This window comes from Euzebya tangerina (assembly GCF_003074135.1).
Lineage (GTDB): Bacteria > Actinomycetota > Nitriliruptoria > Euzebyales > Euzebyaceae > Euzebya > Euzebya tangerina.
Genome location: NZ_PPDK01000001.1, coordinates 815,901 through 836,848, shown reverse-complemented (window position 1 = coordinate 836,848; position 20,948 = coordinate 815,901). Strand labels below are relative to the sequence as shown.

Genomic DNA, 20,948 nt, shown 5'->3' with positions numbered 1-20,948 from the left:
TTCGCTCCGACGGTTCAAACCAGAACACCCCAGATCGAGATTCGCGGTTACAACAGCGCGGTCTTTGGGGTACTACCCCACAGTATGAGTACCTTGCAACCCCAACAGCACCCGACCGAGTCCGACCACAGCAGCAACAGCGGCATGTCCTACGGCCGGTTCGCAGCGATGATCGCCACATCCACCGTCGTCATGCTCGGCCTCATGTATCTGAACACCTACCAGGCCTCCCACGTGGAGTGGTCTGAGACGAGGGCCTGGATGGCTCTGCTCATGGGCGCAACGATGGCCGTCATCATGCTCGGCTTCATGTGGCGCTCCTACAACAGCACCACAGTCAACGTGACCATCGTCATCGCAGCCATCGCCGTGTTCACCGCATCACTGTTCCTCGTCAGAAGTCAGATCACCATCAACGACACCAACTGGATGAAGGCGATGATCCCCCACCACTCCATCGCCATCCTCACCAGCGAACGAGCCGGCATCCAAGACGTCCGCGTCCAAGAGCTCGCCACCGAGATCATCCAAGCCCAACGCCGCGAGATCGCGGAGATGCAGTGGCTCATCGACGACATCGCCACCAACGGCGCGGCGACCACCGGTGAGGACGCAGCCAGCCGACCGGTGCCCGACTTCGCGACAGAGTCCGACTAGTCGATCACGTCCGCCCGAGCGAGCGGCACCAAGACAGCAGTCTCGTGACCGCTCGGGTCGCCGAACAGACATGTGTCATGCGGGTGGGCCGCGTTAGCCTCCAGGGTGATGTCGATCTGGCAGCGTGCTCTTGCTGAGGTCGCCGCGGTGGCGCTATGCCACGCGGTGATTGGAATGCTGGCCCATGGCCTGAGCGGCGCAGCTGCCGTTGGCGTCCACCAGGTGCATCTGCCGGTCGCGGTGGTTGCGCTGGTCGTTGTCGTTGTCCGCGCGTGTCAAGAGACGTCTGCACGGTCACGGCTGGGTAGCCCGTCACTCGTGATCGGCCGCACTGTCGGCGTCGTGGGGTATCTCGTCGCCGAGACGGCCATGGTTGACGGCTTCGGCTCGCACCTGTTGCATGACCCGTGGCTGGCGCTGGCGCCGCTGGGTGTGCTTCTCGCGAGTGGCGCGACTGCCGCGATCGCCTCGGTGAGTCTTGCGCTCATCCAGTGGTGGCCGCGTGCTGGCCTGGAGCCCGCCGCGGCGGTCATCCCGCGTGGTCAGGTCGAAGTCCTACCGGTGTGGCACTCCCGTTTCTGGGTGGCTTCGGTTCTCGGGAGGGGACCCCCAACGACCGCTTGAAACGCACTCGCTGCCGTCTGGGTGGTGGATGCGTGAGGTCGTGTTCTCCGTCGGCCAGCGAGCCGAGATGGGTCTTGATTCCTGTGCAGTTCTTCCTCCGATGCGTTGCCGTATCGGTCTTGACAGTCTTTGCGTCCTCGGTACTGCTCGCGATGTCGGCCACCCCAGCGGCCGCACACGCGCAACTGGTGGCAACCGATCCGAGCGGCGGAGAGACCGTCGCGAGTGCGCCACAGCGGGTGGTCTTGACGTACAGCGAGCCGGTTGAGGCGTCCTTCTCCAACGTTCAGGTCTTCGATCCGGGCGGTGTTCGCGTGGACGCGCGAGCAGCACAGATCGATGGGCCCGAGATCGTCGTGCCGATGACGGATGTGGCCATCCCGGGTACCTACACGGTGGTCTTCCGGGTCATCGGGGTGGACGGGCATCCGGTGGAGTCGCGATTCACCTTCATCCTGAACCCACCACAGCAAGCCCCGGTACCGGGAGAACCGACGACCTCGGAGGACGGTTCGATGCAGCCATCGGAAGCTGAGTCGGCCCCGGTCGAGGACGCAGCGGAAGCCGAGCCGGAGCTCACACCGCCCGCGAGCACGACTCCGTCGGAGGACACTGTCGCAGCCGTTCCGACGCCAGACCCCACGCCGACCGCCGCCATGGAGGGGCCACAGGGGGCCGAGGGGTCACCGGGCATCGAGTTGCAGGACGCCGGTCGAGGAACGGCGGTCGGTCTGTTGGCTTCCCGAGTGCTTGACTACCTCGCGCTTGTCGCGATCGCAGCCGGGCTGGTGGGCTACCTCTGGTTGTTCACCGGTGACGGGCAGGGCGCGGCAGATCGTCGCCATGTGATGCGTCGCCTGACCGCTTGGGGAGGCGGCGCGCTCAGCGTCGCTGCGGCGATGGTGTTCGTGTTCGGCATGTCCACAGCGGCCGCAGAACCGCTACCAGCGGCGCTCAGCAGCGAGCTGGCCGGGCAGTTCGCCGCGACTCGTTTTGGCCGGTTCGTACTGGTTCAGCTCACACTTGGTCTCGGGATCACGGCTCTCGCCATGGGTGGCCGAGGCCGTCGCGGCGCGGTGATCACGAGCGCGCTTGGCCTGTCTGCGGCGATTCTGCCCGGCGTCTGGGGCCACGCTGGCACGACGAGTCCGGTCCCACTCGCCGTCGCCAGCGACTGGACACACGTCGTGAGCGCGGCCGCCTGGGTCGGTGGCTTGGCGGTCATCGTGGGTGTCATCCACACAAGCCGGAAGGACCCCGCCCTGGGGATCGAACCCGTCGTCCGGTTCAGTCGACTTGCAGGTGTTGCCATCTGGGCAGTCCTGGCCAGTGGAGTGGTTACCGCGCTGCTGCACATCGGAGAGTTGGCTCAGCTGACCAGTACGGCCTACGGTCGGCTTGTCATCGCAAAGACCGTTCTGTTCGGGATCATCGCCGGACTCGGGTGGGTGAACCGCAGTCGTGCAATCCCTCGGCTGCGCGCGGCGACGATCCATTCCACGAGTGTTGAGGGGCTGAGCGCCCTCAGACGGTTCGGTGCGGCCGAACTCGTGGTCATGACGCTTGCCCTGGGAGTTGCAGGTGGGTTGGCGTCGAGCATCCCCGCCGAGGCTGAGGCCGCTGCCCGCGTGGAGTTCGTAACCATGCAGCTGACCGATCAGGCGACCGTCAACCTCACGCTTGATCCGGCCAGGCCCGGCACCAACGTGATGCACCTGTACGTCCTGGGTGAAAACGGACAGCCCCGACCGGTCGATGACGCACGTCTTGAGTTGACTGGCACGGACGACATCGACGTCGACCTGTTCCTCGCCGGCCCCGGCCACTACACGGCCCTGAACCAGAGCATCCCTGTGGCAGGACAGTATCTGATGACCGTTGATGTCGACCTTGATGGTCAGACCAGTCGTGCCACGGCAACGATGGTGATCCAGTGAGTCGGCATGTGACGGGGCTGATGACAGCTCGGGTGGTGACGGTCAGCGTTCTTGGACTGCTGATCATGGCGTTCGTGGCCTCGCCGGCAGCTGCTCACGGCCGAGGATCGGACGCGACGAACTTCACCTCGGTGATAACCGCGACACCCGAGGTCGACGGCCTGCAATGGCAGGTGTTGAACGGTGATGAGTACCTGGAACTGCGCAACGACACGGATGACGAGGTGCGCGTGCCCGGCTACACCGGCGAGCCGTACCTGCGCATCGGCCCCGAGGGGGTCTTTCGCAACCGCAACAGCGCCGCCACCTACCTCAACGAGGACCGGTTCGGCCAGACAGCTGTCCCGGCAGGCGTTGGTGCGCAGGAGGATCCGGAGTGGGAACAGATCAGCGAGGGCTCGACCTATGCGTGGCATGACCACCGGATCCACTGGATGGCCCAGGCCGATCCACCGGCCGTCGCCGCCAACCCAGGAACCGTGCAGACGGTCAACGCGTGGACGGTGCCCGTCGAGATCGGCGGTGCGTCGCGTGAGGTTGCCGGCGACCTGATCTGGGTGCCAGGCCAATCACCGCTGGTGTGGCTCATTCCTGCCGTGGTCCTGCTCAGCATCCCGATCATCATTCCGCTCAGCCGCAGTGAGCCTGATCCTGAGTCGTTCACCTGGCGTGCGTTGTCTCGGGCTGGCGGCATGATTGCGTTGGTCATCGCGGCCGCAAACGTCCTTCACCTGATCGATGATCTTGGCGCCACGCCGGTGCCATTCAGCCAGAGCATCGTCTCGGCCGTTCAGACGTTCGCATTCATCGCGATCGGGGTGTTCGGCGCTGTGCGGGCGATCCAGTCCCGAGACGGAGCCTTCACGGCGTTGGGGGTCTCGGCAGGGACGATCTTCATCGGCCAAGGGCTGCTGTACTTCTCAGTCCTCGGCGCCTCCCAGACCGCCAGTGTGTTCCCCGGCTGGCTGACCCGAACCGTGATCGCCGCGAGCCTCGCCCAAGTCATCCCGCTCGGCGTGGCCGCGGTCATGGGGACCAGAGCCCTGCTGGCTGAGTTCGACGGCGTGCCGATCACAACTGAGGAGCAATCATGAGACTGATCCAGACCCTCGTCCTGACCGCCCTCTTTGCGATGACGTTGCCACCACCCGCGGCCACGACAGACGACGGCATCTGGTTCCCGGTGGCCACACCCGTCACCACATACTCCGACACCTGGGGTGCCCCTCGTGGGGAGAGTCGGACCCACGAAGGAACGGACATCCTTGCGCCACAGATGCATCAGATCTTCGCCGCCGAAGCCGGTGAGATCATCAAGGCCAAGGGTGAGGACTGCCCGGCCGACGAGCCGTGCTCGTCGTACTACCTCGCCATCGCTGGCGACGACGGTCGCGGGTACTTCTACGTCCACCTGAACAACGACACGCCGGGACGACCGGACGGCTGCGACGGTCTCGGTGGTGTAGCCAACGCCTTCAGTCCTCGACTGGTCGAGCAGTTGCAGTCGAGCGGCACCTTGGCAGGCGTCCGGGTCGCCAAGGGCGAGCACATCGGCTACAACGGCTCCTCCGGCAATGCCGCCTGCGGCGTCGACCAACTCCACTTCGAGATCTGGAACGATCACGACTGGGGAGCGACGGGCAAGATCAACCCGTACGCGTCGCTGGCCGCAGCCGAGCAGGCAGGCCGCAGCACCAGTCAGACATCGACCGAGGTGCCCTCCAGCACCGTCCGCGAAGCCGGACCGGATCGTATCGGCACCGCCGTGGCGTTGTCTCGTTCCAGCCACGACACCGCTGAACAGGTGGTAGTCGCCCCTGCAGACCAGTACGTGGCAGCGTTGGTTGCCGCACCGCTTGCGGCCCTGCAGGGCGGGCCGGTCCTACTCGTCCCGCCAGAGGGGTCGCCGCCGGTGGATGTGGTCGAGGAGCTCTGGCGGTTGGAAGCTGAACACATAACCGTTGTCGGCGCGGTCGATGTGGCCACGATCTCCCGGCTGACGTCGAGCACCGGTACGACCGCATCAACGATCCAGGGGACGGACCCGGTCGATCTCTCCCGACAGGTCGCGGCGGCCGTTCGTGCGGCAGGGGGACAGCAGGATGCTGCGGTCCTGGCACCGCTCAGCAGCGATCCAGGACGAGGATGGCCCGACGCGCTGATGGGAAGCACCCTTGCTGCCTACACCGGCGCGCCGGTCCTCCTGACGGCCCAAGACCAACTGCCGCAGGCCGTCATCGACGACCTGACTGCGCTTGAGAACATCACCGTCATCGGCGGGACCGCAGTCATCAGTGACAACGTCGTCGACCAATTGACCTCACAAGGCATTGCGGTCCGACGGCTTGCAGGACCCGAACGACTGAGCACGGCCCTGGCTGTGACCGATGCCATTCTGGCCGGCCCCGTCGACGCCTCAGCAGCGGTGCTCCACCTTGCCACCGCAGACAACTTCCCCGATGCGCTTGCAGCCGGCCCTGCAATGTCGGCCAAGGGATCGGTCCTTCTGCTCATGGGGCATCCAACCGCGTCGACGCCGGTGCTCGACTGGGTTGCTGACCGCGCCCAGGACATCAACGAGATCCATGCCATCGGTGGCACTGCCGCCCTGTCCGAGGACGCGATCAGGGCCATCGACCAACAACTCACCCCCTAGATCCAGGAGACCCATGCCAACCCGACGAACGTTCATCCGGAGCTCCAGTGCGGCCGTGGTCGCCCTGCTGGCCGGCTGCAGCACGGATCCGCCGCAGGACGCGACCGGGTCCTCAGCGACGCCGGCAACGACTGCGGCCCAACCAGAGACCGACGATCTGCTCGCCGAGGTCGCCCCGGACCGGACGAGCGAACTCCAGGTCATCAATGCCAGCTTCGAGACGCTCACCGGCGACGGACGGATCTTCGCCTTCGGTCTGGTTGGCGCCGACAACACGCCCGTGACCGGGGCCGATGTCGAGGTGTGGACGCGTGCCGAGCCAGGCGAGCCACCGACTGGCCCGGTAGCTGCGAGCTTCACCGAGATCCCGAACCAACCTCTCGGGCTGTACGTGGTCCGTCTGGACCTGCCAGCACCGGGCGCCATCCCGCTCGCGGCCCTCACAGCTGACGGCGCTGCAGGGCAGACTGCTCTGCGCGTCGCTGACCCCGACAACGCAACCGTTCCCGCACCTGGCGTCGTGGCTCCGGTTGTCCGAACCCCGACACCGGACGACCAGCTCGGATTCGAGCGAATCTGCACCCTTGATCCCCCGTGCGGGATGCACGAGGACAGTCTCGATGATCTCATCGCCGCAGGAACCCCGGTCATGCTGACCATCGCGACCCCGGCGTTCTGCGAGACCGCGATCTGTGGTCCGACCGTCGATGTCATCGAGTCGGTCCGCACCGGCCGGGCCGACGAGGACGTGGCCTGGGTACACCTCGAAGTGTTCACCGATGCAGGGCTCACCGTGGCCGACCAAGTGACGGAGTGGAATCTGCCGTCCGAGCCCTGGCTGTTCGGCATCGACGGCGACGGCATGATCGCGGGAAGACTCGACGGGCCGCTGACCGTCCTACCCCAGGAGATCGGCGCCTTGGCCGACCAGCTGGCATGAGCAGTGGAGCCGTGACCGCACTCTGTGGCGCACTGACTGTGCTGGCGATCGGGTGTGGGACGGCGGCGCCGGCAGACCGAACCCCGCAGGCCACGGCCGCCTGCTCTGCCCCCGAGTTCCCCGCGTTGCAGTTCGGCAGTCACCTGCTGGGCGACACCCCACCGCCTGTGCCGTACAGCTCCACTCCACCAACTTCAGGCTGGCACGCATCAGGGGCAATCCCGATCACCATCGACACGCTCAGCGAGCCCCAGCAAGTGAGTGTGCTCGAAGTGGGAGCGGTCGTGATCACCCACAACGGGCTGCAGGACACCGAGCGGTCGAGGCTGGAACAGCAGGTGCGCGACAACTACGCGGATCGGGTCTCCGTCACCCCCTACGACCCGCTGAGCGAGGGTGAGGTGACGTTCGCCGGGTGGGGTGTCCTGCAACGCTGTGACGGTGTCGATCTTGACGCCCTTGACACCTTCGTGGACGTCTATGCGGTTGAAGATCCCGCCGTGCCGGGAACTGACACCACTCCCCGGACAGATGAGAGCGGGACCTCATGATCCCCGTCAACGCGCTGGCGACGCTCCTGGCCGCGACAGACTCGGCTCCAGGAGCGGGCCGGGGTGGCGCCACGGTCGTGTTCGTCGTGGTCGTCCTCGCAATCGTGGGCTTCATCGGTTCGGTCGTGGCCTACACCGTCCGTCGAGATCGACAGCTGTCAGATGATCGCGCCCATGCCCTCGATCAGACCCCCGACGCCGATGATGCACCGTGAGGAACAGGGTGGCGTTCACCGCCAGTCCATCCTGCCCGAACGCCCGCGGCGAGGTGTACGGCAAAGGAGAGTGTTGTATTACAGCGAATCATGTATTGTTCGATGGATCATGAACGATTGCGCTGTCTCTCGACTCGATGCGATGGCAACGCTCGGCCGGGCACTCGCTGATCGCACTCGCTGTCGTCTGCTCATGGCGCTGCTCGGTGGTCCGGGATACCCGGCCCAACTGGCCGCTGCGCTCGATGTCTCCCCACAGGTGGTCAGCAACCACCTCGCGTGTCTGCGGGGGTGCGGCTTGGTTGTGGCGACCTACGAGGGCCGCCGCGTTCGCTACGAACTGGTGGACGCGAACCTGGCTCATGCCCTGTCGGACCTGCTTGACGTCGTACTTGCCATCGACAGCGCGGTCGCCTGTCCGCCCCCCGAGACCCAGATACCGACGCGATGAAGCGGTTGCTGGTATGCGCAGCTGCCGTTGGAGGGCTGGCGTGGCTGAACAGCAGGCAAGTCGGCATCAGGGATGCCGTCGGTGTCCAGCGGCTGTACGACCGTGTCGCCGGCGCCTATGACGTGCTCGTAGAGCCCTACGACTGGGTCGGCGGACGCCGGTTGCAGCGTCGTGCAGTCTCCGAACTTCACCTCTCTTCTGGAGACACGGTCGTCGATCTTGGGACCGGGACGGGCTGGAACCTGCCGTTTCTGGCCGAGCAGGTCGGTCGAGAGGGTCAGGTCATAGGGGTTGATCTCTCCGAGGCCATGCTTGCTCGAGCACGCCGACGAGTCGATGCCGCTGGCTTCAGCAACGTGGAATTCATCCGGGCAGACCTGCGCGAGTACGAGCCACCGGCAACGGCCAGCGGCGTGATCGCCGGGTTCGCGTTGGAAATGGTTCCCGAACAAGACGCCGTCATCCGGCAGCTCGTCGGGAGTCTGCGCCCAGGGGCACGGATCGCGTCGGTCGGTCTGCGCGAGCCTGAACATTGGCCCAATTGGGCCGTTCGGCTCGGCTCACTGCTCAATCGCCCGTTCGGTGTCAACCCGGCGTATCGAGACATCACGCCCTGGACGAGTATTCGACGACATCTCAGCGAGGTGATTGTCGCCACCAGTCACGCCGGCGCGGTCTATCTGGCTGTGGGAACCATCCCCGATCACGCGAGCCCAACCACCGACCTCCCCCCCGACCCACAGGCGCATATCGACGCGTCTGGCATGGATAGCCCTTCATGAACGACATCGTTGAGCTCGATCTCCCACTGCTGCTGCCCGACGTCGGCGATCAGTCTGATCGCTGTCTGCGGCGCCTGGAGCGCTCGCTACAAGGCATGGAGGGACTGGACGAGGTCCACCTGATCACGCCCGACGACGACTCCCCGATCCGCCTGTGCCTACACGTCGACCGTGCGGTTACCAGCGTCGGGGACGTGCGGCGGGCCGCCCGGTCCGCAGGGGCGGAGATCACGAAGCGATTCGGTCACGTCCTGTGGGACGTCTCCGGCATCACCCACTCCCGCCGTGCCCGGTCCGTCGCCGAGGCGCTCCGTCGCCAGCCCGGCGTCGTGGAGGCCGAGGTCACACTGAGCCTGGTGCGCGTTGAGTACGACCGGATGGACATCGCCGAGGGTGCGCTGAGAAACGCGCTGGCCGACCTCGGCGTGCGCGTTGACGCCGCATTGAGGAGTGAGAAGGGACCGCTGGACGCGCCGGTGGTCACACAGCCAAGCACGGCTGGCCAGGTCGCATCGGGCGAGAAGGACGCGCCACACGACGACGAGCACGCACACGGCGGCCCGTTCGGCGAACGATCGGAGATCATTTTCGCGGTGACCTCGTGCGTGCTGTGGGCTGCCGGGTTCGCCGCTGAGCTCGGTGGTCTGCTGCCTGAGTCGGCGTTGACGACGGTGTTCATCGCCTCTGGCCTGTTCGGTGGCTTCTTCACAGTGCGCGAGGCGATCCAAGGCGTGCGCAACGGCCGCTTCGAGATCGACTTCCTGATGCTGGTCGCCGCGGGTGGCGCGGCGCTCCTGGCCAGGTGGGAGGAGGGCGCGCTGCTGCTGGCGCTGTTCAGCATCGGGCATGCCTTGGAGGGGTACGCGATGGGTCGTGCCCGTCGCGCGATCGAGGCGCTCTCCGAGCTCGCACCTCCCACGGCGATCGTCCGCAGGGGCAACCAGGAGAGCGAGGTGCCGGTCGAGGAACTCGTGGTCGGTGACGTCGTGGTGGTCAAGCCGAATGAGCGCATCCCGTCAGACGGCTTCGTCCTGGCGGGGACCAGCAGCGTCGACGAGGCGTCGCTGACCGGCGAGAGCATTCCAGTCGACAAGCAGCCGGTCGATGACCCAGCAGATGCCGCTGAGCGACCCAGGGACGTGCGCAAGGAGTCGCGGCTGTTCGCAGGCACCCTGAACGGCAGCGGCCAGATCGATCTCCAGGTCACGCGTCTGGCGGCCGACACCGCCCTGTCGCAGATGGCCACGATGGTGCGGGAGGCGGAGACGAACGCATCGCCGACGCAACGGTTCACCAACCGCTTCGAGCGGGTGTTCGTGCCGTCGGTGATCGTCTTGGCGGTGGCCGTGCTCCTCGGCGGCCCCCTTCTCGGCGCGTCGTGGTCGGAGGCCTTCTACCGGTCGATGTCGGTCCTGGTCGCCGCGAGCCCATGTGCCTTGGCGATCGCGACTCCCAGCGCGGTGCTCGCCGCGGTGGCGCGGGCCGGCCGCCTCGGTGTGCTCGTCAAGGGCGGCGGGCCGTTGGAGAACCTCGGCACCCTTCGCGCCGTGGCCTTCGACAAGACAGGGACCCTGACGGAGGGACGACCCCGGCTGACCGACGTCGTGCCTGCGGAGAGGTCGTCGGAAGATGAACTGCTCCGCACGGCCATCGCCGTAGAGCGACGCAGCGACCATCCGCTGGCCGCGGCGGTCGTCCGTGACGGACTCGAGCGGCTCGGTACTGATGATGTACCCGCCGCGACGGACGTCCGATCCATCACAGGTCGTGGCGTGAGCGGCGCCGTCGAGGGCGAGGAGGTCTACATCGGGAACGTGGCGTTGTTCGAGGAGCGCGGGCGTTTGGACCCGGCGGTGCGCGCGGCGGCCGAGGAGCTGCTGCAGACCGGTCGCACCATCATGATCGTCGGTCGGGGCTCGCGGCCACTGGGCGTGCTCGGGCTGATGGATACCGCTCGGGAGGGGGCCGAGGAGATGATCCTGCAGCTGCGGGAGATGGGTGTCGAACGGGCGATCATGATCTCGGGTGACCACCAGTTGGTCGCCGACGCGATCGCCGAGGAGATCGGCCTGACCGACGCCTGGGGCAACCTGATGCCCGACGACAAGGTCGATGCGATCGAGAAGCTCCGTGAGGCCGAGACGCTCGTGGCCATGGTTGGCGACGGCGTCAACGACGCACCAGCGATGGCGACCGCCACCGTCGGGATCGCCATGGGTGCGGCGGGCTCCGACGTGGCGCTGGAGACAGCGGACGTGGCGTTGATGGGCGACAAACTGTTGACGCTGCCCGTCGTGATCGGCCTCAGCCGTCGCGCGAGTCGGATCATCAAGCAGAACCTCTACCTCAGCCTGGGCATCGTCGCCCTACTGATCCCTGCCACACTTCTCGGGTTCGTCGGGATCGGTCCAGCCGTCGTGTTCCACGAGGGATCCACCCTCGTCGTGGTGGCCAACGCCCTACGACTGCTCCGCTACGAGCACCGATGAGGAGTCGTTGGCCGGACAAGCGCATGTGGGACGCGGCACCCGTTCGCTGGTCGATCTCCGCGGGTGCTCTGCTTGCAGTGGGTTTCGTCGTCGGTCGTACCGGTGCCCCAGCGGCCATCCCGACGGGGATATATGTGCTCGCGACCGTGGTCGGGGCACGGTTCTTCGCCGCAGAAGCGGTGGAGGAGCTGATCGAGGAACGCGAGATCGGCATCGAGCTGCTGATGGCGGTCGCGACCGTCGTCGCCGGCCTGCTGGGAGAGTGGGGCGAGGCCGCGTCGCTTGCGTTCCTGTATTCGATCTCCGAGGCGCTGGAGGAGTTCACCGAGGACCGCACGCGGGCGGCGATCCGCAAGCTGCTGGACCTCGCCCCGCGACGGGTGACACGCCTGCACGACGACGGCCGGGAGGAGGAGGTCGAGCTCGACGACCTCGTCGTCGGTGACCGGTTCCTGGTCCGGCCGGGCCAGAACGTCGCGACTGACGGGGTCGTCGCGGAGGGACGTACCGCCATCGACGAGTCTGCGGTGACCGGGGAGTCGTTACCGGTCGAGAAGGGTCCCGGAGACCGGGTCTTCGCAGGGACGTCCAACGCCCATGGGGCGCTGGTGGTCCAGGCGACCGCGACTGCGGCGGACAACACGCTGGCCAAGGTCGTCGAGCTGGTCAGCGACGCGCAGGAGCGCACGGGTCGCGGTGAGCAGTTCATGCACCGCTTTGCCCGCATCTACTCGCCGGCGGTACTGGGTGCCGGCGTGCTGATCGCCGTCCTCGGCGGGCTGATCAGTGGCGACTGGAACGTCTGGCTCCTGCGGTCGGCCACTGTGCTGGTGGCCGCGGCGCCCTGCGCGCTGGTCATCTCGATCCCCGTCACCTATGTCGCCGCAATCGGCAACGCCAGCCGCAAGGGGGTGCTGATCAAGGGCGGGATCTACCTTGAGGAACTGGGTCGATTGCGGGTAGTCGCGATGGACAAGACCGGTACGCTCACGCGAGGCCAGCCGCAGCTGGTGGAGGTCCGAACCCCCGAGGGGCGCGATGACGACGTCGTGCTCGGGATCGCCTCCGCGGTCGAGCGGCTCTCGGAGCACCCTCTGGCGCGTGCGGTGGTGACCGCGGCCGCGGAGCGTGGGGTTCGGGTGCCAGCCGCTGAGGGGTTCGAGGCGACGACCGGTGGTGGCGCGCACGCCACCGTGGACGGCGTTCGCCATGTGATCGGTTCCCCCGGATTCGTGGAGGACCAGGGGCATGACCTCGGGACGGTCCGCGTCGAGGTGGAGATGCTCCAGGAGGAGGGCAGCACCGTCGTGCTGCTCGCTGACGACCGAGCCGTCCTCGGCGTGCTGGCAATAGCCGACACCGTCCGCGAGCAGTCCGTCCGGGCAATCAGCGACCTCCACGACCTCGGCATCGAACACGTCGTGATGCTCACCGGCGACAACCCACGCACGGCCAAGTCGATCGCCGACCAGGTCGGCATCGACGAGGTCGGTGCGGGCCTGTCGCCGCAGGACAAGGCGGCCCACGTCCAAAGGCTGAACGACCGCTTCCGACATGTGGCGATGGTCGGCGACGGCGTCAACGACGCACCGCCGCTGGCGACCGCGTCGGTGGGCATCGCCATGGGCACCGCAGCCAGCGACATCGCCGTCGAGACCGCCGACGTCGCGCTGATGGCCGACGACCTCCACAAGCTCACCGAGGCCATCCGCATCGGTCGCCGCACCCGTCAGGTCGTGCGTCAGAACCTCGTACTGTCGTTCGTCATCCTGGCCGTGCTGGTTCCGGGCGCACTGGTCGGGCTGATCGGGTTGCCGTTGGCGGTCCTGGCCCATGAGTTGTCGGAGTTGGTCGTGATCGCCAACGGCACCCGCATGGCGCGCGGATGACCGCTGCCCAGCGCCGACGTCTTCGCGGCCGTCGCTTCTGTGGGACTCGGCTCAGCGAACCCTGATCTGCCCTTCCATGCCTGCCGCCCGGTGACCGGCGATCGAACAGTAGTAGGTGTACTCCCCAGCCACGAGTGAGGCTGTCTCAGTGAAAGCCCCCTGCCCCTCGCCGGCCACGAGCGGTTCGTCGTCGTTGACACCCTCGAAGACGACGTTGTGTGGGAACCCGCCGTCGATGCGTAGGCCGAGTGTCACGTCTCCCGAGGGCATCATGGTCGGCGCATCGGTGAAGGCAAGTTGTTCGGCCACCCAGACCGCATCCGCTTCCACCGCTTCCGGGTCGATCGGCCCATCGACCGGCTGATCTGCAGCGCCACCACCGTTCTGTCCACAAGCAGTCGTCCAGAGCATGAGAGCGACGACCAAAGCCGTCGCCCTGGTGATTCTGACCGTTCGCTGCGCGAGATTCATGTCAGCTCCTCAAGGTGGAGTTGAACGGATGGTTGTGCTGGGACCAGAGAGGTCCGTTCAACGTGGCTGGCTCTGGTATCCCGGCCGTTCGGCACTGTCCGGCGTTCCGCCGGAGAGAATGACGTCCAGGGTGCTGCTGAGGAGAGCCTCGTCGGCTGCTCCTGTCACTTTCGCCACGACGGTTCCGTCCGCGATGAAGAACGTTTCGGGGATGCCGAAGACACCGAAGTCGATTGACGTGCGCGAATCCGGGTCGAGCAGGCTCGGATACCCGCGGCCCAACTCATCGAGGAACTCGCGGGCCTGGTCGGGGGAATCCTGGTAGACGATGCCGACGAACTGAACGCCCTGACGCTCATAGGAGCGGGCAGTGGCAGTCAGTGCTGGATGCTCTTCCCTGCATGGAACGCACCAGGACGCCCAGAAGTTGACTACCAAGACTTCGGCCTCAGACTCGATCGACGACCAGACCTCCCCATCGTCCAAGTCTTCGAGTTCGAACGTGGGGGCCGTTCGGCCGATCAAGGGCGAATCGACCAACCCTGGGTCCTCCCCGAACCTCGTTCCGAACGCTGCCGCCACCAGCAACAGGACGACGCCGGCGGTAAGGGCCGCACGACGTGGCCAGGGCGTCTGCACCGAGTTGCTCATCCAGCCGCCTGCTCTGCCTGCTCAGCAATCTCGTCAACAGTCCTCGCATCGGCCGGTGACAGGTCGGTCCGGGCCAGTAGCGGTGCCAGGGTCTCAACTGCGACCGAGGCCTGGCCGAGAGCGATCTGAACGCTGGCCAGTACGTAGCGTGCCTCCACGCTGTCAGGGTCCTCTCGCAGCGCCAGGTTGGCCAGCTCTTCGGCCAACTCGACCTCGCCTTGTCCGGCGAGGATGGACGCCACTCGCGTCATTGCTTCTGGCTCGTCCCGCTGCTCCAACACGACCATGTAGTGGTCCAGGGCGCTCCGGTCGTCTCCGGCCATGAAGTAGCGGTCTGCCAATGCCAGGCGCATGTCCGTGATCTGCGGGTTGGCTGCGACCACCTCCTCCATCTCCTCCATCGTCACGTCAGCGAGATCCCGACCTGCTGGCGGGATGTCCTCGTCGGCGTTCGTCACGAAGCCACCAGGGGCGCGATCGTCCAGTTCCGTCATCATCACGACGCCCGCTGCCGCCAAGAGGACGACGAGTCCCAGCACTCCGGCCAACGCCCGCTTGGAGGACCTCCCACTCTTGGACGCCGTGTCAGGGGGCTGGACCTCATCGAGATCCTCGTCCAGTTCCTCGATCTCACGTTCGACGCGCGCGACATCACGCCGGAAGCGCCCGAGCAGTTCGTCGGCGGTGTCCGCGTCAATTTCTCCTTGGGAGACCTGCAGACTCGTCTCCTCGAGGTCCCGCAGAGCCATGGCCCGTCGGTCCACCAGAGCCCGCATCCGCATGTCAGTCATGTCGTCGACCACGAACCTGCAGTCCAACCAGGCCCACGCCACCCGCTGCCAGAACGCCTGGGGCAAGCCACAGAGCCAAGGTTGCACCTCGGGCCGGAGGGTCTAGGAGCACCCAGTCGCCATACCGGTCGGTGTAGTAGCGGATGATCTCCTCCTCGGACCGCCCCTCGGCGACAAACTCTTCGATCTGTGCTTCCATCGCCCGTGCCGTATCGGACGGGGATGCGGCGACGGATTCGGCTTGGCAGACCGGACACCTCAGACGCCCGGCCAGGGACCCCGCGAGATCGTCCTCGACCGGCGCCCTCGAGATCACGGCACCGATGATCACCGTGAGCAGCACCACAGCGACGAGTGGGGCCAGCAGACCGCGCACGCGCTCAGGCATGCGCCTTCTCCGAGGCTTCCAGCGGTGAGAAGTCCGCCGTCCGTTGCTGCACACCCCGGGTGGTCTTTCGGCGTCCGGACAAGGCCCACGCCCCTCCGAGCACCATCAACGCGATTCCCACCCAGACGATCCACTGCACGGGCCACCAGTAGACCTCGAGCACGACTCGGTCCTTCTCCATGTCTCGGATGGCCAGGTACAGGTCACCAGTGAGTGTCGTCCGGACTGACGGACTGGCGACGCTCTGACCCCGTGCCGGATAGGTGTTCAATCCCGGTGACATCTGCGCCACCTCTGCGCCGCCCTCGATGACGGCGATCGAGGCGGTGGTCACCGTTCGATTGACCTGCTCAACTTCTCGGAGGCCGTCGAAGCGCAAGGCCCGGTCCAGAACCGGGACCACCTCACCTCTGCGCAACTCGACCGTGGCGTCCGATCCCAGGACGCCACTCATCACGACGCCAAGGGCCAGCACCGCGAAACCGACGTGCCCCAGTTGCCCACCCCAGTATCGTCGATCGCCCCGCACCATGCGGGCCAGTGCGCGACGACGATCAAGAACCGACCCACTTGTTCTCCGTGCCGCCTCGCTCACCGGGATGAGGCACACCAGGGCCGCCAAGCTGACCGTGCTGACCAACCAGATGCTTGCCTCCACGGCCAGAGCAGTGGTCGCACCCGCGGCGAGTGCCACGATGACCGGGACTTGCAGACGGTTCCACAGAACGCTGGGCCGAAGTGCCCGATAGGGAAGGACCGATCCGACGGCCATCGCCAGCAGCAGCACCAGCCCGATGGGGCCCGCGAACCGATCGAAGAAGGGCCGCCCTACCGAAACCTGTTGACCGGTGAACGCCTCCAGCACGATGGGGTAGGTCGTGCCGAGCAGCACGACCAGGGTGAGCAGCGTGAAGAGCAGGTTGTTGGCTAGGAAGGCACCCTCGCGGCTGAGTAGACGTTCGATGCGCGGTGGTGACGATACGAGGTGGGCCCTGCTTCCCATCAGTGACAGGGAGAGCACCACAACCACGACGAAGAAGCCCAGCAACGCCGGACCGATCTCTGATTGGGTGAAGCTGTGGACTGACGCAACCACTCCGGACCGTGTCAGGAATGTCCCCAGGATCGTCAACGAGAACGTCGCGATGACGAGCAACACGTTCCAGGCGCTGAGCGCGCCGCGTCGAACTTGCGCGATGCTCGAGTGCAAGAACGCTGTCAGGACCAACCACGGCATCAGCGAGGCGTTCTCGACAGGGTCCCACGACCAGTACCCTCCCCACCCCAGGACCTCATAGGACCACAGCGCCCCAACGCCAATCCCTGCGGTGAGGAACACCCAGGAGAGCAAGGCCCAGTTGCGTGTCCGGATCAACCATCCGGAACCGGCGTCACCGACCAGAAGTGCACCCACGCCAAGGCCGAAGGGAATCGTGACCGCGATGTAGCCCAGGTACAGCAGCGGCGGATGGACGGCCATGAGTGGATGGTTCAACAGCAGGGGATTCGGGCCGGGACCGTCCGGCAGGGGGTTTGCGACGACGCCGAACGGATTGGCGACCGTCAGAACCAGCCCGAAGAAGAAGACGGCCACGACGGCGATCACCGCTGTTGCGGCCATGCCCAGGCGGTCATTGGCGGGCACGCTCCGCACGAACAACCACGTGAAGAACGCCAGAACAAGACACCACAGCACGATGCTGCCCTCGAGCGCCGCCCAAGCCGTGGCGACGCTGAACAGCAACGGTGTGGAGCGGGCGTGGTTGTCGGCGACGTAGGCGATGCTGAAGTCGTCAGTCAAGAGCGCGAACTCGAGGGCGAGAAAGGCGGCCCCAGCCGCGAGGAGACACGCTGCGGCGAAGGCACGTGGCGTGGGGCCGGGCAGCGGACGCCTGCGGGCGGAAGACACTGCGGTCGTCAGCAATCCGAGCGCGGCAACCGTGCCCACCGTGAGGAATGCATTGGCCAACAGCCGTGTCATGGGGAAGCCTCTTCGCTGGGCGGGTAGTACTCCTCGTCGTGCTTGACCAGCATCGTGTAGGACATGAAGACGTCGTCTTCCCATAGGCCCTCGACCACCACTTCGATGCCCTCCGAGAAGAGCTGGGGCGGCAGCCCGTCATGAAGGACTCGGACGGCCTCTCCACCGTCGGCGACGACGAACTCAAGACCGTCCTCTGCCTCGACGACGCTTCCCGGTTGGACATCGCCGGCAAGGCGGAACCGACGACCATCGGCAAAGTCGTCGCGTTGATCGACAGCCTCGGTCGGGGTCAGGTAGTAGGTCAGGTTGTCCCCAAGTCCACCGAAGACCAAGAAGCCCGTGAGAACCGCGGCCACGCCGCCGAGAGAGAGGAGGAGGGTCGCGGACTTCATCGAGATGTAGGCCCTTCGTGTGCATCGGACGTATGGGCGCGGATCCGACGCTGGAGGACACGCAGGTACACGACGATTGTCGTCGCGGTGAGGCCGTAACCCGCAAGGAGCCAACCGATGTCATCCATCGGATGTCCCACCTGCCACCGCAACCGGACGCACATCGTCCCCGGCGACGGGACGTTCAGCAGTTCGCGCCTCAGCGAGTTCCTCGAGCGTCAGAAGGCGAATGCGGGTCCGAAGCAGCACGACGTAGATCAGCGTGAACGCCGCCAGACTTGCGAACAAGGCCGCCAGCATCGACGGTGCCATGCTGGCCGCCGACGGGCGCAGGACAGTTGCCGGTTGATGAAGCGTCCGCCACCACACCACGGAGAAGTGGATGACCGGGACCTGAATGAAGGAGACGATTCCGAGGAGGGCCGAACGTCGGGCGCGCAACACCGGATCTATCGTTGCCCGTCGTAGTGCGAGGTACCCGAGGTAGACGAAGAAGAGCAGAGCCGTGGTGACCAGACGGGGATCCCAGGTCCACCAGACCCCCCACACCGGCTTGCCCCAGATCGAGCCCAACGCCAGGGTGAGCCCGGTGAAGACCACGCCGACTTCCGCAGACGCTGCCGCCAGACGATCCCACCTCTGGCGCCGCGTGGCCAGCCAAGCGGCCGAGCCGAGCAGCGTTACGGCGAAGGCCAGATAGGCGAGCCATGCCGTCGGGACATGGACGTAGAGAAGGCGTTGGACATCGCCCTGAAGCCGGTCGGGGGGTGCGACCACGATCATGAACACTGCCGCCGTCATGGCGCCGGTGGCGGCTCGGGCCCACAGCGATGTCCGCCGGACATACCCCGCGCTTCCGGTATCCGTTGTGACCGGGGCATCGGCTGCCGGGTTCATGCGCTTCCTCCGGTGAATCGGGCTACGAGGACGCCACTCGCCAGCGCAACGACAGCCATCGCGGCGACGAGCAACAACCAGGGCAGGGATGCGCCGTCGTAGGTCTCCGCCTCGGCAACCTGTACGGCAGCGATGGCAAGCGGCACGGCAAGAGGAGTCGTGATCAGGGGGATGAAGGAAGCACCGATGCGCTGGTCACGGCTCAACTCTGCCGCAAGTGTGCCGATCGACGCGAGCGCCAAGGATCCGAGGACAGCGACAGCGACGGTCGAGGCCAGTGCCCGGAGCGGCAGATCGAACAACACAAGGGCGACGGGAGCCAAGATCGCCTGGAGGACCCCGATCATGGCAGCGGCGGCAACCGTGTTGGCCAGGTAGGAAGCAATCGGGTCCACTCCCAGGAGTGCAAGCATCTCACGGTGTGGGGTGCTCGACTCGACCGAAGGCCGAGCCGTGACCAGACTGCCGAACAGGATGACCACTGCCCAGTACAGTCCGGGGCCGATGCGCCGGAGAAGTGCCGCATCGGCCCCTACAGCAATGGCCAGCACCACCAACGCTGCGGCGGCGAAGGGCAGGACGAGTCCCGCTGCCTGCCCCGTCCGTCTTTCTGCCACCAATTCAGCGCGAACAAGTGGGACGAGAGCATCCAAGCGGACGTGTGAACTGCTCACACGGCTGCCAGTCGCCCATGACGAAGCTCTGTCCGCCGCGTGGCAAGCATCGCTGCTCTTGCCGGGTCGTGAGACACCAAGACGACGGTCCCTCGACGGCCAAGGACGTCCGCGATGGCATCGTCCACGACCTGACGGGCATCGCCGTCAAGGCTGGTGTCGGGCTCATCCAACAGCAACAGGTCGGGAGAGATCAGGCCCACCCGCGCGAACTCCGCACGCCGACGCATCCCCGCCGAACACCCGCTCACCACACGGCCTGCCAGCGCCTCGAGGCCGACGCGATGGAGTTGCGTGTCGATCTCACGACGCGGACGTCCGAGAAGATCCCCGACGAGCTGCAGATTCTCGTGCACGGTGAGGTCGGGATGTAGCGACGTCTCATGCCCTACCATGGCGACGGAGTCGGGGAGGTGCGGTCTGAAGCCAAGCGGTACTCCCAACACCTCCCCGTGGCCGGCAGCCGGCTGGACCAGCCCGGCGAGCAGACGAAGGAGCGACGTCTTGCCGCTGCCGTTGTGGCCTTCCACGGTGACGCATTCGCCCGCAAAGAGGGACAACGCCAGGCCTCGTAGTACAGGTCTGCCGCCCAGCGTCAGGGAAACGTCGTGGAGGCGGGCAATCAGGGGTGCCTGGTGGACGTCGTCGCCATACCGTCGTGGTATGTCCCCGCTGGCAACCTGCGCGTGATCGAACTCCTCACCACCGGTGCGTTGGCGGTCGTCGCCGGAGTGGTCTCCTTCACGTCTCCCTGCGCGCTTCCCCTGGTGCCCGGTTATGTGGCGTTCGTATCCGGGATGGACGACCCGTCCGGTGCCCCGCGGCGCATCTGGGCCGGAGCGGTGCTGTTCGTGGTTGGCTTCGGACTGACGTTCACGGCCTTGGGCGCGGCTGCCACCGCCGTCGGCTTCTTCCTCGCGTCGCGCGCGGACGTCCTGGATCGGGTAGCGGGAGTCGTCATCGTTGTCATGGGCGTCAGCATGCTCGGAGTCATCCGCATTCCGTGGCTGCAACGCGAACGCCGATTTCGGCTCGATACCCTGCCACAGGGCCCTGGTGGTGCTCTCCCGCTCGGCGCGGCCTTCGCCCTGGGATGGACACCCTGTGTGGGCCCAGTCCTGGCCAGCATTCTGGCCACCGCGTCGACCCAGACCAGCGTCGCCCGTGGGGCCCTCCTGCTCGCCTGCTATGCCGCCGGACTCAGTCTGCCGTTCCTCGTGATCGCGCGTGGGCTCGTGCGCGGTCGACGGACGTGGTCGTGGTTGGTCCACCACACCCGCCGTATCGAGGTAGCCGGTGGGGTGCTGCTGATCGGCATGGGTATCGCCATCTCGACCGGCGGGTGGACCATCTTGATGAGTCGGATGCTCGGCTGGTACGCCCGGTTCGGTTGGCCCCCGATCTGACCGGGCCAGCAGGGGTGTGGTTGCGGGGAAACGCATCGACACCCGATCGTACGACGACACGGTAGTACTTTCATCCGTCGTAGCGCCCAACGAACAAGCAGGT

At 66.3% G+C, this 20,948-nt stretch carries 22 protein-coding genes; 13 read left to right on the top strand and 9 right to left on the bottom strand.

The features are described from left to right. Positions 1-144 precede the first annotated feature (144 nt). The 12 genes from C1746_RS03950 to C1746_RS03895 all read left to right on the top strand — a co-directional run bounded on the left by C1746_RS03950 (position 145) and on the right by C1746_RS03895 (position 13,191). Complete coding sequence (locus C1746_RS03950) at positions 145-657, top strand: DUF305 domain-containing protein (protein WP_116715557.1); 513 nt, start codon at positions 145-147, stop codon at positions 655-657. 108 nt (positions 658-765) lie between these two features. Then, positions 766-1,281: a hypothetical protein gene (locus C1746_RS03945; protein WP_116713382.1), complete on the top strand. Its 516-nt coding sequence runs from the start codon at positions 766-768 to the stop codon at positions 1,279-1,281. Between the two features lie 152 nt (positions 1,282-1,433). Beyond that, the gene (locus C1746_RS03940) at positions 1,434-3,218 is read left to right on the top strand and encodes a copper resistance CopC/CopD family protein (protein ID WP_116713381.1); all 1,785 of its coding nucleotides are present in this window, start codon (positions 1,434-1,436) and stop codon (positions 3,216-3,218) included. A 20-nt stretch (positions 3,219-3,238) separates the two neighbouring features. Next, a complete protein-coding gene (locus C1746_RS03935; RefSeq protein ID WP_205711696.1) occupies positions 3,239-4,312 on the top strand; it encodes a hypothetical protein in 1,074 nt (357 codons plus the stop codon). Further along, positions 4,309-5,874 carry a cell wall-binding repeat-containing protein gene (locus C1746_RS03930; protein WP_116713379.1) on the top strand — a complete coding sequence of 522 codons (1,566 nt, stop codon included), beginning with the start codon at positions 4,309-4,311 and terminating at the stop codon, positions 5,872-5,874. Before C1746_RS03935 ends, C1746_RS03930 begins: the two co-directional genes overlap by 4 nt. A 13-nt stretch (positions 5,875-5,887) precedes the next feature. Then, on the top strand, positions 5,888-6,814 hold the full coding sequence (locus C1746_RS03925) for a hypothetical protein (RefSeq protein ID WP_116713378.1): 927 nt from the start codon (positions 5,888-5,890) through the stop codon (positions 6,812-6,814). Beyond that, on the top strand, positions 6,811-7,365 hold the full coding sequence (locus tag C1746_RS03920; protein WP_116713377.1) for a DUF3105 domain-containing protein: 555 nt from the start codon (positions 6,811-6,813) through the stop codon (positions 7,363-7,365). Before C1746_RS03925 ends, C1746_RS03920 begins: the two co-directional genes overlap by 4 nt. Beyond that, positions 7,362-7,580: a hypothetical protein gene (locus tag C1746_RS03915; protein WP_116713376.1), complete on the top strand. Its 219-nt coding sequence runs from the start codon at positions 7,362-7,364 to the stop codon at positions 7,578-7,580. Before C1746_RS03920 ends, C1746_RS03915 begins: the two co-directional genes overlap by 4 nt. Before the next feature lie 142 nt (positions 7,581-7,722). Beyond that, positions 7,723-8,031, top strand: coding sequence for an ArsR/SmtB family transcription factor (locus C1746_RS03910; protein WP_276309951.1), 309 nt, complete (start codon positions 7,723-7,725; stop codon positions 8,029-8,031). Further along, complete coding sequence (locus C1746_RS03905) at positions 8,028-8,813, top strand: class I SAM-dependent methyltransferase (protein WP_116713374.1); 786 nt, start codon at positions 8,028-8,030, stop codon at positions 8,811-8,813. The genes C1746_RS03910 and C1746_RS03905 overlap by 4 nt, the downstream gene beginning before the upstream one ends. Beyond that, the gene (locus tag C1746_RS03900) at positions 8,810-11,302 is read left to right on the top strand and encodes a heavy metal translocating P-type ATPase (RefSeq protein ID WP_116713373.1); all 2,493 of its coding nucleotides are present in this window, start codon (positions 8,810-8,812) and stop codon (positions 11,300-11,302) included. The genes C1746_RS03905 and C1746_RS03900 overlap by 4 nt, the downstream gene beginning before the upstream one ends. After that, on the top strand, positions 11,299-13,191 hold the full coding sequence (locus C1746_RS03895; RefSeq protein ID WP_116713372.1) for a heavy metal translocating P-type ATPase: 1,893 nt from the start codon (positions 11,299-11,301) through the stop codon (positions 13,189-13,191). The genes C1746_RS03900 and C1746_RS03895 overlap by 4 nt, the downstream gene beginning before the upstream one ends. Before the next feature lie 51 nt (positions 13,192-13,242). On the opposite strand, the gene C1746_RS03890 is transcribed toward C1746_RS03895, so the two are convergent. The 9 genes from C1746_RS03890 to ccmA all read right to left on the bottom strand — a co-directional run bounded on the left by C1746_RS03890 (position 13,243) and on the right by ccmA (position 19,999). Continuing rightward, entirely contained in the window at positions 13,243-13,662 is a 420-nt protein-coding gene (locus C1746_RS03890; protein WP_205711695.1) for a plastocyanin/azurin family copper-binding protein, read from the bottom strand. A gap of 57 nt (positions 13,663-13,719) precedes the next feature. Then, positions 13,720-14,313, bottom strand: coding sequence for a TlpA family protein disulfide reductase (locus tag C1746_RS03885; protein ID WP_116713370.1), 594 nt, complete (start codon positions 14,311-14,313; stop codon positions 13,720-13,722). Continuing rightward, complete coding sequence (locus tag C1746_RS03880) at positions 14,310-15,104, bottom strand: tetratricopeptide repeat protein (protein ID WP_116713369.1); 795 nt, start codon at positions 15,102-15,104, stop codon at positions 14,310-14,312. Before C1746_RS03880 ends, C1746_RS03885 begins: the two co-directional genes overlap by 4 nt. Further along, positions 15,097-15,492 (bottom strand): cytochrome c-type biogenesis protein, encoded by a 396-nt coding sequence (locus C1746_RS03875; protein WP_116713368.1) that lies wholly within the window; start codon positions 15,490-15,492, stop codon positions 15,097-15,099. The genes C1746_RS03880 and C1746_RS03875 overlap by 8 nt, the downstream gene beginning before the upstream one ends. Further along, positions 15,485-17,473, bottom strand: coding sequence for a heme lyase CcmF/NrfE family subunit (locus tag C1746_RS03870; protein ID WP_162867356.1), 1,989 nt, complete (start codon positions 17,471-17,473; stop codon positions 15,485-15,487). Before C1746_RS03870 ends, C1746_RS03875 begins: the two co-directional genes overlap by 8 nt. Continuing rightward, the gene (locus C1746_RS03865; protein WP_116713366.1) at positions 17,470-17,868 is read right to left on the bottom strand and encodes a cytochrome c maturation protein CcmE; all 399 of its coding nucleotides are present in this window, start codon (positions 17,866-17,868) and stop codon (positions 17,470-17,472) included. Before C1746_RS03865 ends, C1746_RS03870 begins: the two co-directional genes overlap by 4 nt. Before the next feature lie 120 nt (positions 17,869-17,988). Next, positions 17,989-18,765, bottom strand: coding sequence for a cytochrome c biogenesis protein CcsA (ccsA, locus tag C1746_RS03860; protein WP_116713365.1), 777 nt, complete (start codon positions 18,763-18,765; stop codon positions 17,989-17,991). Then, positions 18,762-19,439, bottom strand: coding sequence for a heme exporter protein CcmB (locus C1746_RS03855; RefSeq protein WP_116713364.1), 678 nt, complete (start codon positions 19,437-19,439; stop codon positions 18,762-18,764). The genes ccsA and C1746_RS03855 overlap by 4 nt, the downstream gene beginning before the upstream one ends. Beyond that, positions 19,436-19,999, bottom strand: coding sequence for a heme ABC exporter ATP-binding protein CcmA (gene ccmA / locus C1746_RS23125; RefSeq protein ID WP_414627947.1), 564 nt, complete (start codon positions 19,997-19,999; stop codon positions 19,436-19,438). The genes C1746_RS03855 and ccmA overlap by 4 nt, the downstream gene beginning before the upstream one ends. 48 nt (positions 20,000-20,047) lie before the next feature. Here ccmA and C1746_RS03845 point away from each other — a divergent pair, with 48 nt between their 5' ends. Next, entirely contained in the window at positions 20,048-20,845 is a 798-nt protein-coding gene (locus tag C1746_RS03845) for a cytochrome c biogenesis CcdA family protein (RefSeq protein ID WP_205711692.1), read from the top strand. Positions 20,846-20,948 lie beyond the last annotated feature (103 nt).

Bases quoted from the DNA above. Each gene is read 5' to 3' on its own strand.
- C1746_RS03950 (WP_116715557.1), top strand. From the start codon at position 145: ATGTCCTACGGCCGGTTCGCAGCGATGATCGCCACATCCACCGTCGTC.
- C1746_RS03945 (WP_116713382.1), top strand. From the start codon at position 766: ATGTCGATCTGGCAGCGTGCTCTTGCTGAGGTCGCCGCGGTGGCGCTA.
- C1746_RS03940 (WP_116713381.1), top strand. From the start codon at position 1,434: ATGTCGGCCACCCCAGCGGCCGCACACGCGCAACTGGTGGCAACCGAT.
- C1746_RS03935 (WP_205711696.1), top strand. From the start codon at position 3,239: ATGACAGCTCGGGTGGTGACGGTCAGCGTTCTTGGACTGCTGATCATG.
- C1746_RS03930 (WP_116713379.1), top strand. From the start codon at position 4,309: ATGAGACTGATCCAGACCCTCGTCCTGACCGCCCTCTTTGCGATGACG.
- C1746_RS03925 (WP_116713378.1), top strand. From the start codon at position 5,888: ATGCCAACCCGACGAACGTTCATCCGGAGCTCCAGTGCGGCCGTGGTC.
- C1746_RS03920 (WP_116713377.1), top strand. From the start codon at position 6,811: ATGAGCAGTGGAGCCGTGACCGCACTCTGTGGCGCACTGACTGTGCTG.
- C1746_RS03915 (WP_116713376.1), top strand. From the start codon at position 7,362: ATGATCCCCGTCAACGCGCTGGCGACGCTCCTGGCCGCGACAGACTCG.
- C1746_RS03910 (WP_276309951.1), top strand. From the start codon at position 7,723: ATGGCAACGCTCGGCCGGGCACTCGCTGATCGCACTCGCTGTCGTCTG.
- C1746_RS03905 (WP_116713374.1), top strand. From the start codon at position 8,028: ATGAAGCGGTTGCTGGTATGCGCAGCTGCCGTTGGAGGGCTGGCGTGG.
- C1746_RS03900 (WP_116713373.1), top strand. From the start codon at position 8,810: ATGAACGACATCGTTGAGCTCGATCTCCCACTGCTGCTGCCCGACGTC.
- C1746_RS03895 (WP_116713372.1), top strand. From the start codon at position 11,299: ATGAGGAGTCGTTGGCCGGACAAGCGCATGTGGGACGCGGCACCCGTT.
- C1746_RS03890 (WP_205711695.1), bottom strand. From the start codon at position 13,662: ATGAATCTCGCGCAGCGAACGGTCAGAATCACCAGGGCGACGGCTTTG.
- C1746_RS03885 (WP_116713370.1), bottom strand. From the start codon at position 14,313: ATGAGCAACTCGGTGCAGACGCCCTGGCCACGTCGTGCGGCCCTTACC.
- C1746_RS03880 (WP_116713369.1), bottom strand. From the start codon at position 15,104: ATGACTGACATGCGGATGCGGGCTCTGGTGGACCGACGGGCCATGGCT.
- C1746_RS03875 (WP_116713368.1), bottom strand. From the start codon at position 15,492: ATGCCTGAGCGCGTGCGCGGTCTGCTGGCCCCACTCGTCGCTGTGGTG.
- C1746_RS03870 (WP_162867356.1), bottom strand. From the start codon at position 17,473: ATGACACGGCTGTTGGCCAATGCATTCCTCACGGTGGGCACGGTTGCC.
- C1746_RS03865 (WP_116713366.1), bottom strand. From the start codon at position 17,868: ATGAAGTCCGCGACCCTCCTCCTCTCTCTCGGCGGCGTGGCCGCGGTT.
- ccsA (WP_116713365.1), bottom strand. From the start codon at position 18,765: ATGAACCCGGCAGCCGATGCCCCGGTCACAACGGATACCGGAAGCGCG.